General features: G+C 44.5%; 9 protein-coding genes. 4 read left to right on the top strand and 5 right to left on the bottom strand.

The features are described from left to right. Positions 1-310: 310 nt before the first annotated feature. On the bottom strand, positions 311-2521 hold the full coding sequence (locus EWV66_RS12410; protein WP_072926470.1) for a molybdopterin oxidoreductase family protein: 2211 nt from the start codon (positions 2519-2521) through the stop codon (positions 311-313). Between the two features lie 242 nt (positions 2522-2763). Between EWV66_RS12410 and dnaX the strand changes: the two genes are divergently transcribed. Continuing rightward, positions 2764-5172, top strand: coding sequence for a DNA polymerase III subunit gamma/tau (dnaX, locus tag EWV66_RS12405; protein WP_287108062.1), 2409 nt, complete (start codon positions 2764-2766; stop codon positions 5170-5172). 87 nt (positions 5173-5259) lie between these two features. After that, on the top strand, positions 5260-5583 hold the full coding sequence (grxD, locus tag EWV66_RS12400) for a Grx4 family monothiol glutaredoxin (protein ID WP_150977575.1): 324 nt from the start codon (positions 5260-5262) through the stop codon (positions 5581-5583). Positions 5584-5924: 341 nt separating this feature from the next. Here grxD and EWV66_RS12395 read toward each other — a convergent pair whose 3' ends face one another. Continuing rightward, the gene (locus tag EWV66_RS12395) at positions 5925-7664 is read right to left on the bottom strand and encodes a mechanosensitive ion channel family protein (RefSeq protein ID WP_287108064.1); all 1740 of its coding nucleotides are present in this window, start codon (positions 7662-7664) and stop codon (positions 5925-5927) included. Between the two features lie 177 nt (positions 7665-7841). Here EWV66_RS12395 and lipA point away from each other — a divergent pair, with 177 nt between their 5' ends. Both lipA and EWV66_RS12385 read left to right on the top strand, forming a co-directional pair. Next, positions 7842-8726 carry a lipoyl synthase gene (gene lipA, locus EWV66_RS12390; RefSeq protein ID WP_287108061.1) on the top strand — a complete coding sequence of 295 codons (885 nt, stop codon included), beginning with the start codon at positions 7842-7844 and terminating at the stop codon, positions 8724-8726. A gap of 281 nt (positions 8727-9007) precedes the next feature. Next, a complete protein-coding gene (locus tag EWV66_RS12385) occupies positions 9008-10135 on the top strand; it encodes a class I SAM-dependent methyltransferase (RefSeq protein WP_052275626.1) in 1128 nt (375 codons plus the stop codon). A 47-nt stretch (positions 10136-10182) separates the two neighbouring features. Here the strand turns inward: EWV66_RS12385 and bchB are convergent, their stop codons facing one another. The 3 genes from bchB to EWV66_RS12370 all read right to left on the bottom strand — a co-directional run bounded on the left by bchB (position 10183) and on the right by EWV66_RS12370 (position 13250). After that, entirely contained in the window at positions 10183-11709 is a 1527-nt protein-coding gene (gene bchB / locus EWV66_RS12380; protein ID WP_002770669.1) for a ferredoxin:protochlorophyllide reductase (ATP-dependent) subunit B, read from the bottom strand. 155 nt (positions 11710-11864) lie between these two features. Then, positions 11865-12461 (bottom strand): nucleotide-binding protein, encoded by a 597-nt coding sequence (locus EWV66_RS12375; protein ID WP_002761980.1) that lies wholly within the window; start codon positions 12459-12461, stop codon positions 11865-11867. 201 nt (positions 12462-12662) lie between these two features. Next, positions 12663-13250 (bottom strand): hypothetical protein, encoded by a 588-nt coding sequence (locus EWV66_RS12370; protein WP_052275627.1) that lies wholly within the window; start codon positions 13248-13250, stop codon positions 12663-12665. Between the last annotated feature and the right edge of the window lie 410 nt (positions 13251-13660).

Genomic DNA, 13660 nt, shown 5'->3' with positions numbered 1-13660 from the left:
CTTCTCGCAAAGCTCGTCAGGATTATTATGGCAAAATTACCTTTTCTTTTATTCAGGAGTTTGAGGCTTTCACATAACAGTACTTGTCTTTGTATTGAAAAATGTGTCCGTCAGTCAGCTTTGGTATTTTATCCATGACTACAATGCACAGCAAAGCAAAGGATTAAGCCGCCATCACTACTACCGAATCACCACCGATTCAACTTCATCGCTGGAGTTCTTTCCCTCCCACCCCCGTTGATGCTTTTTACTACTCCCCTTCCTCTTAGTTGTAAAATACCTACACCTGTCAGCTAAAAGGGGCGGGGTTTTAAACCCAAATTTTCGATAATTCGGCATTAACTAAAGACTTCAACGGGATTAATTTGACAGCACAAGCTTTTAATTCTGGTTGCAGGGAAATCGGACAAGCGGCCGGATGGGTGAGACTATTGGCCTCAGAATTTTCTGCCCATAGGGCCCCCCAGTGCATCGGCACAAAGACACAATTAGGAGCAATTGCTTTGGTAATTAAAGCGGGAAAACGGGCAGAACCGCGACGAGAACGCACCTCCACCCATTCCCCAGCTTCTATGCCCAATTTTGCCGCATCTTGGGGATGAATTTCCAGAAAAGGTGCGGGGTGCATTTTGACAATTTTCTCGATGCGGCCGGTGCGGGTTTGGGTGTGCCAGTGACCGTACAAACGCCCCACGGTCAACACTAGGGGATAATCATCGTCCGGGGGTTCCGCTAGACCTTTACTGTGGTAGGCTGCGAAAACAGCACGTCCATCGGCAGTATTAAATTTACCATCGGTATAAAGGCGTTTTGCGGCTGTTTTTTGGCTTTTATCGTCATCTTTAACTAAATTACCTAGTAATTCCCCGGAATTAGCGGTTTTAGGGGCGGAAATTTCATCGATGGAATCGGGCCACGGTCGGGGAGTCTCGGCCAGGCGCTCATAATTAATCGCCGTCATATCACAAGGACGTTTATATGTCAACCGGATAAACTCGGAATATACCTCGGCCGAATCCTGAAAATTAAATTGTGCCTGAAACCCCAAACGGCGACCAACTTCGGCAAAAATTTGCCAGTCGGCCCTAGCTTGACCGACGGGAGGGCGAAAAGCCTTATTTAACGTCACCATGCGCTCAGAATTGGTCATTGTTCCCGTTTTTTCGCCCCATTGGGCCGCTGGCAGTAATAAATGGGCGTAGGCACTGGTTTCCGTGGGATAGTAGGCATCCTGATAAACAGTAAAAGGTGATTTTAACAGGGCCGCCTTGGTACGTTCTAGATCAGGCATACTAACAGCCGGATTAGTAGCGGCAATCCAAAGCAATTTCACCTCTCCCGTCTCCAAACCGGTAATCATACTCCAAGCATCGCGACCGGGGACCGGAGAAATCCGACCAGCAGGTAAACCCCAAGCTTGTTCCACTTCGGCCCGGTGTTGGGGATTTTTGACGGAACGATAACCGGGGAGAAGATGGCAGAGGCCGCCGGCTTCCCGTCCCCCCATGGCGTTGGGTTGTCCGGTTAGGGAAAAAGGACCGGCCCCCGGCCTACCGATATTAGCCGTCATTAGGTGTAAATTGATTAAAGTGCGGGCTTTGGCCGTGCCTTCCCTAGATTGATTGATACCCATCGACCAGAGGGAAAGCACTCTTTTCGATTCGGCCCAGTAGCGGGCAGCCTTTTCTAAATCCTCGATGGGGATGCCGCATTTAGGGGCGACTATTTCGGGGGGATAATGGCCGATAATTTCGGCGTATTTGCCGAAATCCCGGGTACATTTATCGATAAAATAGGTATCGATCGCACCCCAATTCAGTAACAGGTGAGCAATACCGTTAAATAGGTCAATATCAGTCCCCGGGTTAATGGCGAGGTGGAGATTAGCGGCCTCGGCGGTTTTTGTCCTGCGGGGATCAACGACGATTAATTTCGCTTCTTTGTTACCTTTGAGATACTTGTGCAGACGGTTAAAGATGATGGGGTGACATTCGGCCGTATTTGTCCCCACCAGAAAGGCACAATCGGTTAATTCTAGGTCATCGTAACAGCAGGGGGGACCGTCGGACCCGAAACTGTCCCGATAAGCGGCCACGGCCGAAGACATACAGAGACGGGAATTAGCATCAAAGTTATTGACTCCCAGACAGCCCTTGACCAGTTTTTGGGCGATGTAGTAATCTTCGGTGTGAAATTGTCCCGAACCGTATAGACAGATACTTTCCTTTTCCCCCTGAGCGATTAGAGTTTGGATACGGTTAACTATGCGATCGAGGGCTTCTTCCCAGGCACAAGGACGGAATTGCTCTTGGAGAGAATCGCGGATCATCGGGGTTTTGAGGCGATTTTTATCGATTGATTCCGCTACGGTAGCCCCTTTAACACAGACCATACCTTGACTGGAGGGGTGGGACTTGTCCCCAAAGACTTTCCATGCTTGTCCGGCCGACGCGGGGGGGGTGACTGTCAAACCACAACCTACTCCACAGTAAGGACATTGGGTTTTTGTAGATTCAGTCATAAGCAGTGGGTCTGATTAGTGGCGCTATCTTTGGGCATACTAAGATAGTCCGCAGATTTTCTCGGCCAAATTGTAGTTATTAATACAATTTATTAGAAGCCTTGGCCAAATTGCCATTTTTATGATGCAAATCCCGCATTACAACTGGCTAGATAAAAAGCATACACTTGTTCTCATGCCGAAAAAGAATCGGCATAGGATAATAGTAGTCTCTAGGGTGGGGAAAAAGTTTTCAGCCAGTCATGACCTACGAACCTCTACATCATAAGTATCGTCCCCAAACCTTTGCCGATTTGGTGGGACAATCAGCGATCGCCACGACCCTGAGTAATGCCTTAATCAGTGAGCGAATCGCTCCTGCATACCTATTTACTGGACCCAGAGGCACGGGGAAAACCTCCTCGGCGCGAATTTTAGCCAAATCCCTCAACTGTCTGTCTAGTGACCATCCGACACCGATTCCCTGCGGTAAATGTTCCGTCTGTCAAGCGATCGCCAATGGTTCAGCCCTAGACGTGATCGAAATTGATGCCGCTAGTAATACGGGTGTGGATAACATTCGGGAAATTATCGAGCGATCGCAATTTGCCCCCGTCCAATGTCGTTATAAAGTCTATGTCATCGATGAATGCCTGACTGGGGATAGCCTTGTTTTCACCGAAACGGGATTAATCCCCATTAATCATCCTGAGATTCTCGGAAAACGAGTTCTCAGTTACAACGAGAGCAGCGGAGAGTGGGAATATAAAAAAGTCCTGCGATGGCTAAACCGAGGCGTAAAAGCAACTTTAACCATTCAAACCAGAAATCGGACGATTAATTGCACTGGTAATCATTTGATTAAGACAGAAAAAGCATGGATACAAGCAAAAAATCTCAAAATCGGCGATCAGATCCTATCCCCTGTGAATGTGGCTGCGGTGCAATACAGGCCTAGTATCATAAAATCCCCTCAATGGCTTACAAATTTCGAGGAAGTGATAGGGATTCAAGAAGGTGACACAGAAAGCGTCTATGACCTAGAAGTGGAGGACAATCATAATTTTGTTGCCAATGGGTTATTAGTTCATAACTGCCATATGCTCAGTACGGCGGCCTTTAATGCCTTGCTGAAAACTCTGGAAGAACCGCCGGATCGAGTGATTTTTGTGCTTGCTACCACGGATCCTCAGCGTGTCTTGCCTACCATCATCTCCCGTTGTCAACGCTTTGATTATCGCCGTATTGCTCTCGATGCGATGGTGGCACACCTGCAAAAAATCGCCCAAATAGAAGCGATCGATATTAACCTAGAAGCATTAACCCTGGTGGCTCAGATCGCTAACGGTGGTTTACGCGATGCCGAAAGTCTCCTCGATCAATTAAGTTTACTCGCAGGAACGATTACGGCCGAGCGAGTCTGGGATTTGGTCGGTGCAGTCCCCGAAAGAGACCTCTTAACCCTGCTTAAAGTCATTCATGGCAATATTCCCGATCAAGTTATCGAACAATGTCGCCATCTGATGAATCGCGGGAAGGAACCTTTAATCGTCTTGCAAAATCTAGCCGGATTCTATTTAAACCTACTTTTAGCCAAAACCGCCCCTAATCGTCCAGAAATGGTGGCTGTCACCGCTCCCACTTGGCAGGAATTATGTACGGAAGCGCGTACTTGGTCTTTAGAGGAAATTCTCCGCGGTCAACAACTGCTTAAAGACAGCGAAACACAACTAAAAAACACCACTCAACCCCGTCTCTGGTTAGAAGTCACTCTATTAGGACTGTTACCGCAAGCACAGGTGATTCCGCTAGTTGCCACGGTAGCGCCTTCCCGTCCCCAAACCAGCGCCGAGAGGCCCCCGGAAGTGATCACAGCGCCGGCACCGGTTAATGAACCGATAAAACCGCCAGTTATCACCCCGACAACTAGCGTCGCAGTGCCGAAAACTGAGGTTAAAACTGTTGCCAGTGATGACAATCATGAACAAATTTGGCAGCAGGTTTTAGAAGTAATGGAACCCCCCACTACTCGCACTCTCCTACGTCAGCACGGCAGTCTTTTTAGTATGGAAGAATCGAGCGCTTATTTAAGCATATCTTCGGAACAATTATTAAAAATGGCCCGGCTACGCTTGACTAATATTGAGTCAGCTTTCGAGGCAGTTTTTCAGCGCCGGATTAAAGTCCATTTACAGGTAGGTTCCGCCACTGCTGCCATGGCTGCGGAAGTTTCCCCATCCCCAGCGGCCAGGATACAACCACCACCAGAAACCGCACCAACCCCACCAATAACTCCCGAAAATAAAGTTATGACTGTGGTGGATATTCCTCCAGTCAAAGAAGCAATTATCGAGAAAAAAGAAGCAAAGATCACCGCATCGGGAACCCCAAAAACTCCTAGCACAGAACTGCCCCAAAAAATCTTAAATTTTGATTCATCTTTAGAGACATTAGATCAAGATGTCGATGTTAGCGAAATTTTGGCAGCCGCTCAAAAGTTAGCGAAATCTTTTGATGGTGAACTGGTCAATATGGGTTATTCACTGCCAGAAAATTCGGCCGCAGAAACTAAAGTTAATAAGTCTCTGGAAAATATGACTATCGTGCGCGGGAGACCTGATGTTAACGAAATTTTAGAGAGTTTGGAGGAGGACGAAGACCTGCCTTTTTAAGGCTATCTCAACGGCTTGTGCTAAACTGATAGGATATGCCACGTCTCAGGATTGGCTATTCTTGCTCAAATTCTAGCTACTAGACCTATGACACCCGAAACTAAGGCCAGAATCGATCAATTAATCCAGAATAACAAAGTTCTTGTGTTCATGAAGGGCAATAAATTAATGCCTCAGTGTGGTTTCTCCAATAACGTCATACAAATTCTCAATATTCTGGGGGTTTCTTATGAAACTGTCGATATTCTGCAAGATGAGGAGTTAAGACAAGGAGTTAAGGAGTATTCCAATTGGCCGACTATTCCCCAAGTCTATATCAATGGTGAATTTATTGGCGGTTCCGACATTATGATCGAACTCTATCAAAATGGGGAACTACAACAAATAGTCGAGGTAGCCTTAGCTTCCTAAAAATTTTCTAGGTTAGGTTAGCTATCCTAACCTAGTTTAAATCTACCAAACAGTGATCAGTAATCAGTAATCAGTAATCAGTGAAAAGACGGCAATTTTTTACTTAGGGTTTGCGGCAAAAAGTACGGGCGAAGCATTCGGATAGAAAATCTACGGTTTCACCGATAGGTTATTGCCCGAATGCTTCGCCCCTACAGGACGCGGAGTGATAACTGCACTGATAACAAATCCGTTTTTAATAGTGTGATTAACTCTCAAGTTATGAATTGTTTCTCCCCACACCCCAAACGCTACACCCCACTCTCCTATACCTTTTAAACAGGATTTAGTATCACTCCCCTTTAAAACTGTTCTTTGAATTCTTCTCTATCTCTTGCTATCAGGAAACTTTGTTGGGGAATACCGATGTGAATTCCCTTCTCCTCAAAAGCAATTTTTAGACGACGACGATACTCTCTTTCTATGTCCCATTGTCGTAATCTTTTGACGACAATTCTGAGCATAATTTCCATTCCCGTGTGAGAAACCCGACTAACACCAACAACCTGCACAGGATTGATGATATCTTCTTGCCATTGTGGATCTACAGCCATATTTTCAGCGATGGCTGCCATTAAAGCGATCGCCACATCTGCCTCGGTGTCATAGGCGACTTCGATGGTAAAATTGACTCGCGCCCAATCTTTACTGAGGTTGTGTGCGCTAATAATTTGGTTATGGGCAATAGTGATTAAACGTCCATCAGCAGCCCGCAATTGAGTCGCTCGCAAACTCATATTTTCCACCAAACCGATAAACTCCTGAAACTGGATCATATCACCAACAGTGTACTGATCTTCAAAGACAATCAGAAAACCGTTAATCCAATCTTTTAAAAGATCCTGAAAGGCAAAGGTGAGCAATGCTCCCACTAAACCGGCTCCCGTGAGTAAAAAGGCGAAAGAAAGACCCATCCAACTCAAAAAAATCAAAATTCCTAGAAAAATGGCGATAAATGTGATCATTTCTCGCCCAACTTCTAATAAAGTGGGAGCGCGCAGAATCCTCCTTTCCAAATTTTCGGAAAACACCGCTCCTTCCTCTACCCACTCGCGTAGCCGAAAATTAACGTAGAGATTAACCATATTGCTCACTGATGTCAGCAGCAACCAGATAATAAAAATCCGCAAAGGAATACGAATTATCCCCCGTCCTTCTAGCCTAGTTTCAGGAAATACATACAAAATCGCCGCTATTCCGCTAAACCAAAGCAGTATCAGTCCAATAAGAGCAAGTCTTTTCCAGAGAATATTTAACGTCAGTTGTCGCTGAATATCTGCCTGTTGACGGAAATTAGAGGAATCTTCTAGAGCGGCTAAAATCGGTTCTTGGGAGCGATCTTTTCTGGGGGGGGAATTTATGGCTAAATTCCGATCAGATTGACTTTTAGCCTGTTTTTTGAGGAGATTAAAGCGATTTCTTAAACGTTTCTGCCACCAAATTGATACCCAGCTTAAGAAAATTAGCCCCAAAATAATTTTAGCGGCAGTCATTACCTGTTGCCGGCGAGCGGCGGGCTGACGTTCTTGCCAAGCTTGGAGCAAAGCTGTTTGGATGATTTGAACCCATCGGTCTGCTAAATCGTCAACCGAAGAAGAATCGATCAGGGCATCAACTTCTGTTACTGTCAGAATTACCTGTTGCGGTAACTTCTGGTTATCCTTGGCCACAATCACGGTTAAATTATTGAGCGTCGCCGTACTTACTTGCAGGGTTGTCGGATCGAAACCCCCATTGATAATATTATTTAAACCTCTTTCAATGCGCCTAGCCCGTCTTTGTACTGGGGAGAGTTCCCGGGCCTCAGAATCGGTAAAATCTTGGGAGGCAATCTCAAATAAGGCAAATCCATCTAGATGGACAGAGGCATATTCTATATCCCCGGCTACAAAAATCCTTGTCCCCGTGGGAGATGCAAATGGAACCAGAAAATTTTGGCCTAGGGATGGCAGGGAATAAAGAACAAATATACTAACCAAGAGGCAACCTGCCAATCCTTGAAGGACTAGATTGAAAATTTTTTCCCGTTGCCGTCGTCCCATTGCCCAAGTTTCCTTTTTGATTAACAATGATCTTTACCCGCTTTCTCAGCTTATAGCAGTTATCTTTATGGTGAGATAGAAAGTTTTCGTTTTGGGGAGTTAGTAGTCCCTCTCCCCTCTCCCCACCCCCCACTGATAACTGATAACTGAAATCCCCAATACCTTACTTAACTTCTCATGTCCAATATTTCCCCACAGTGGCGCGAGGAAATTACGTCTTTACCCGCTTGGTTACGGCGTTCACTCGGCAAATCTAGCGAAATTTCCACGGTTCAGCGCATTATCAAACAAAGGAACATTCATACTATCTGCGAGGAGGGTCGCTGTCCCAATCGCGGCGAATGTTATGCCCAAGGTACGGCGACTTTTTTGTTGATGGGTCCCACTTGTACCCGGTCCTGTGCTTTTTGTCAAGTGGATAAGGGTCATGCACCCATGCCTCTCGATGTGGAGGAACCGCAAAAAGTGGCGGAAGCGGTGCAATTGTTAAATTTAAGTTACGTTGTCTTGACTTCTGTAGCCAGAGATGATATGGAAGACGGCGGAGCCAGTTGGTTTGTGCGGACGATGACAGCCATTCGCGAACTCAATCCCCACACTTTAATTGAGGTGTTAACCCCGGATTTTGCTGGAGGTAAGGGAAGTCAACAGGAACGGGTGGCGACGGTGGTAGGGGCAAAACCTGCCTGTTACAATCACAATATCGAGACGGTGCGCCGTTTGCAAGGGCCGGTTAGACGCGGGGCTAAATATGATCGCTCTTTGGCGGTTTTGCGTTATGTTAAGGAAATCGATCGCTCAATTCCGACGAAATCTGGCTTAATGGTCGGTCACGGTGAGACAAAAGAGGAAATTATCGAGACTTTGGCAGATTTACGGGCGATAGACTGCGATCGAGTTACTATTGGTCAATATATGCGTCCTTCTCTGGAACATTTGCTCGTACAGAAATATTGGACTCCCTCAGAATTTAGCGAGTTAGGAGAAATTGCCCAAAAAATGGGGTTTTCTCAGGTTAGGTCTGGGCCGCTAGTCCGCAGTTCCTATCATGCGGGAGAGTAAATCAGTTATCAGTTATCAGTTATCAGTTATCAGTTATCAATTATCAGATGTAAGTTTTAAGTTATCAGATGTAAGTTTTAAGTTAATTAGTTAGTTATCTTTATATTTATAAGTACCTAGGCAAAATTAATTACACATTTCGATAAAGCTTTTGCCTCTTGCCTATTGCCTCTTGCCTGTCTTCACTAGGAAATTTATTTTGCATGACTACTTACCTGTTTACTGTTTACTGTTTACTGTTTACTGATAACTGAAAAATCTTCCCCACTTCCCTGATCAAGATGAATTTAGAAGCAATCATCCTAGAGGAAATTAAACAATCAGCAGCGGGTCGAATTAGCTTTGATCGCTGGATGGATTTAGCTCTCTATCACCCCGATTATGGCTATTACACCTCTGGAAAAGTAGAAATTGGCTCAAAAGGAGATTTTTTTACTTCCTCGTCCCTAGGGGCAGATTTTGGCCAATTGTTGGCGGATCAATTTGTCGAGATGGCGGAATTTTTAGGCAATTCGCGAGGATTTACTTTAGTGGAAGTGGGAGCAGGTTCGGGAATTTTAGCGAAGGATATCCTTGATTATTTGAGTGATAGCTATGCTGATTTTTATCAAAATCTCAGTTATATAATTATCGAACAATCTCAGAAACTCAGGGAAAGACAACGGGCAACTTTAGCGGGATATTCCCTGGTATCTTGGCAAAGTTGGCCGAATTTAGCTGATAATTCCCTTGTGGGTTGTGTGTTTAGTAATGAGTTAATCGATGCTTTTCCTGTCCATCGAGTTGTGATCGAGTCGGGAGAATTACGAGAAATTTATCTGGGATTGGGGGAACCTTTTCAGGAGATTATCACAGATTTATCCACCGACAGAATCAAAGACTATTTTGATTTAGTGGGGATAAATATTCCTTCCCCACTTTATCCGGAGGGTTATCAAACCGAGGTAAACTTATTAGCTTTAGACTGGTTAGAAACCGTTAATCGGAAACTCGATCGAGGTTATATCTTAACCATAGATTACGGTTACACTGCCGAAAAATATTATCATCCCCAAAGAAGTCAAGGAACCCTACAATGTTATCGACAACATCAGCGTCATGATCATGCTTATTTCTGGGTGGGAGAACAAGATATTACCACTCATGTGGATTTTACTGCTTTACAACGTCAAGGGGAGAAATTAGGCTTAAAAAATCTCGGTTTTACTCAGCAAGGATTATTTTTAATGGCTTTGGGATTAGGGGATAGATTAAATCAACTTTCTCAAGGAAAGAGCGATATATTAACTATATTTCAGCGTCGAGATGCCCTACATCAATTAATCAATCCCACCGGTTTAGGAGGATTTGGAGTGTTAATTCAGGGGAAAGGAGTAGAAGAAAGAATACTTAAGGGATTAAGTAGATAACTAAAAAATAGGGCTGAATGCTGTTAACTTTCAGCCCCAAGAAATGATTAAGCTCCTACGGATTCTTTAGCGGCATACATTACCTCTAAAGTTATTTCACCAATACCTCGCTCCCGGGCAAATTTTTCGGTATTTCGTTTGACTTTCCCCCGCACAAAACCGGGTATTTTCTGCAATTCTACCGTAGCTTCCTTATTCCAATTTAGGTCAGAATCTGCCGAAATACCTTTAGTAATTACCTCTTTAGTATCATGACCACCAAATATCTCTAATAGGTGATCTTCCATACCCAAAGTAAAGGAATTATAGACCAAATCGGCGATCTGATTAGTGCCTTCGTAACCTAAGAAAGGTTTATAACCGAGGGGGAAATTTTGGATATGAATAGGTGCAGCAATTACTCCACAGGGAATATCTAAACGTTTGCCGACGTGACGTTCCATTTGAGTACCAAATATCGCCGCTGGTTCTAATCGAGCAATAGCGTCTCCGATCGCCCCATTATCATCACTAATTAACACTTCATCGCAATATTCACTCACTTGTTCCCGGAACCAATCGGCATCATACTTGCAATAAGTACCCGCTAAAACCACATGGATTCCCATCTCTCTGGCGAGAATTTTTGTCATAGCGGCTGCGTGGGTATTATCACCAAAAACCACCGCTTTTTTCCCGGTTAAATTCTGACAGTCGATGGAACGAGAAAACCAAGCAGCTTGGGAGATATGCAGAGTTTGTTCATTGATAAAATCTTCGTAATCTACTGCCGCACCTTGGGCATTAATTACCTCTTGAATTTGGCGAATACAGCGCGCTGTTTCCACCACTCCCATGGGGGTAATATCAACGTAAGGCATAGCGAATTCGCTTTCGAGATATTTGGCTGTCATTAATCCCACTTCTCGATAGGGAACCAGATTAAACCAAGCGCGGGGCAGATTTTTTAAGTTGTCCACCGAAGCAGCTTCGGGGATAATTTCGTTAACTTCAATGTCCAAATCTGCCATTAACCGCTTTAATTCTGTGCGATCATGTTGGTTATGGAAACCGAGGGTGGTAATACCAATAATATTAACCGAAGGTTTAGGGGTTTTCTGGGAGATAATTTCCCCTTTTCTCTGGGCCTTATCGAGATAATATTTGATAATTTGATAGAGGGTTTTATCGGCCGCTTGTAGTTCATTATAGCGATAGTGGTTAACATCGGCCAGCAGCACATCTCCTTGGGCATCCTGTCGCGCTCTTTCGACAAAGTTTTGTAAATCCTCTTGGAGAATGCTGGAGGTACAGGTGGGGGTTAAAACGATTAAATCGGGACTTTCTTCGCGATCTTTGCGAACAATATTATCGACGACTTTTTCTTGGGAACCCCGGGCTAAAACATTACGATCGACAATACTAGCAGTGACGGGGGTAAAATTACGCTCCCTTTCCAACATCGAGCGCATGACGTTAAAATAATCGTCTCCCAGAGGAGCGTGCATGATAGCATGAACATTTTTAAAGGAACTGGCGATCCTTAAAGTGCCAATATGAGCGGGACCCGCATACATCCAATAGGCCAATTTCATAGAGGGTTCTCCTACAGTCAGACTTTTTTGATTGTCTCAGACTTTACCGATTTAGGAGTGAACGCTTAACGGAAGATTACAAAAAGTCCCCATGCAGATTAAGTATCTTTTTGGGGAAAAATGACACAAATATTAATATTAACTTTTTTAACAATTTATGTCATTAGGGCAAAAATTTCTTTACCGACCGCTTGGTAACAAAGCCAACCGAAATTCGACCGGGGGTCGGGATAATCTTTGACGATGACTCCCTTTTCGGCCGCTCGTTCAAAAGCAACTAAACGGGGAATTTCTCGCTTAAATAGCGGTAATTTCGCTTCTTCTAGAGCTTTCCGCGCTTCCCGTCCTGTTTTTGTCCGTGAATCCACTTGGGTTAACAGAACTCGATAATTATCGGTCATCGTGGACAGCAATTCTACCGCTTTAATCGTGACATCGATATCGAGATGATTGGGAGTGGTGGGTAGGATTAATAAATCGCTGCCCTGAGCTAAATCTTTTAACTCGTCTGGCTCCGGCCGGGCCTGGGTATCGACGATAATATGAGTGTATTGTTTCACCAGTCCCGTCGCTCCAGCTTGGGACGCTACCATAAAAGGAAGGGTATCTTCCCGGGACCAATGGAGAGCCGAACGATTTTTATCCGCATCAATCAATAGGGTGGGCGCTTTTTCTTGAAAATAGGCGGCCAAATGAATCGATGTGGTGGTTTTCCCGACCCCTCCCTTCAGTGCTACGACGGAAATAATCATGAACGGCTCGATCGAATAAGTGAGTATTTTCTAGTGTAATCCCAGACGGACTGAAAACCGTCTAAGTTTCCCCCCAGAAAGGCTATCAGTCAGGATTCTAGATTTTTGAGCCTGGCTCTCTCGACATTTTGCTGTAAAGTGTCCCTTGATGTTAGATTTTGGGCTGATACCCTCCCTTAGATGACGATAACTTTTGCCGCTTTAAAGCACACATCTATTATCTTGGCGAATATCCCAACTACCGTCAACACGGAATAAAAATAAACAGCGTTTGTCGGGTGTACCGGAAGCAACTAAAGTAATTCTGCCTAACTGTCCCCAAGAACCCCCTAACCCCCCCTTTGTATCGGCCCAACTAGCGCGATAAATTGTACCTTGATTACCCACAGGTCCACTAACTCGGCGTAGGGTAGAATTATCAGTATCGATGCTAACACCAGGAGTGATGGGAGTCCAATCGGTGACATTTTCACATTCATCCCCTTGCACTTTTGCCACTTTAATCTGTTCAGTTTCACTTGCTGCCATGCACAAAGATAGGGGATGAGAACCTCCTCCTGTGGCTTGATAACGGGTATTTTTCCACTGTTGTGATATTTCAAAGGTGGCGATATTTAAGCGAATCCAAGCCATTAAACGATGATAAACAGAAAGGGCAATGGTTAAGAGAATTCCTAATAAAATTAGGGTAACTAACATCTCGACTTGAGTTAAGCCAGAGGTGGATTTTTGCCGATTAAAAAGCTGTAAATTGCGAAAAGTATTGGGAGTAAGGTCGAAGATATTCATGAGCCTAATCTTGCCTTTTTATTTTCAATAAATTATGGGATTAGAAAGGAGCAAAAATTAATTTGCGCTAGGATAATCCACATAATTTCTTGCTGTTATTACGGACAAAATTGACTGCGATCTCTATTTTTCCTGATATGGGCAAAAATGAGCTAAATAAAAGCAATTTTCTGATTTTTTGCTCAATTTAGTTTATTTGCCCTGTTTATATAGGGCTGGCTGAATAATGGTAAAAACCTTGTTGGGTAAGACTTTTAGACTTTTTGTCAATCAAAAAGTACCAGGCATGGGAGTGATGAGGGGGAAAATTGAGGCACTTTTTCCCTGAAAATTAGGTAATTGGCCACCTCAAAACCGGTAAAACCCCACACCCCACACCCGTTACAGTAGAGCAGGAAGTCGCCTTCCCA

Origin of the sequence: Microcystis sp. M_OC_Ca_00000000_C217Col, assembly GCF_007095585.1 — a bacterium.
GTDB classification, from domain to species: domain Bacteria; phylum Cyanobacteriota; class Cyanobacteriia; order Cyanobacteriales; family Microcystaceae; genus Microcystis; species Microcystis panniformis.
The sequence above is the reverse complement of the archived record's forward strand: the minus strand, read 5'-3'. Positions and strand labels throughout refer to the sequence as shown.

Excerpts from the sequence above, each read along its gene's own strand:
- grxD (WP_150977575.1), top strand. The coding sequence starts at position 5,260 with ATGACACCCGAAACTAAGGCCAGAATCGATCAATTAATCCAGAATAAC.
- EWV66_RS12410 (WP_072926470.1), bottom strand. The coding sequence starts at position 2,521 with ATGACTGAATCTACAAAAACCCAATGTCCTTACTGTGGAGTAGGTTGT.
- EWV66_RS12375 (WP_002761980.1), bottom strand. The coding sequence starts at position 12,461 with ATGATTATTTCCGTCGTAGCACTGAAGGGAGGGGTCGGGAAAACCACC.
- EWV66_RS12370 (WP_052275627.1), bottom strand. The coding sequence starts at position 13,250 with ATGAATATCTTCGACCTTACTCCCAATACTTTTCGCAATTTACAGCTT.
- dnaX (WP_287108062.1), top strand. The coding sequence starts at position 2,764 with ATGACCTACGAACCTCTACATCATAAGTATCGTCCCCAAACCTTTGCC.
- EWV66_RS12385 (WP_052275626.1), top strand. The coding sequence starts at position 9,008 with ATGAATTTAGAAGCAATCATCCTAGAGGAAATTAAACAATCAGCAGCG.
- bchB (WP_002770669.1), bottom strand. The coding sequence starts at position 11,709 with ATGAAATTGGCCTATTGGATGTATGCGGGTCCCGCTCATATTGGCACT.
- EWV66_RS12395 (WP_287108064.1), bottom strand. The coding sequence starts at position 7,664 with ATGGGACGACGGCAACGGGAAAAAATTTTCAATCTAGTCCTTCAAGGA.
- lipA (WP_287108061.1), top strand. The coding sequence starts at position 7,842 with ATGTCCAATATTTCCCCACAGTGGCGCGAGGAAATTACGTCTTTACCC.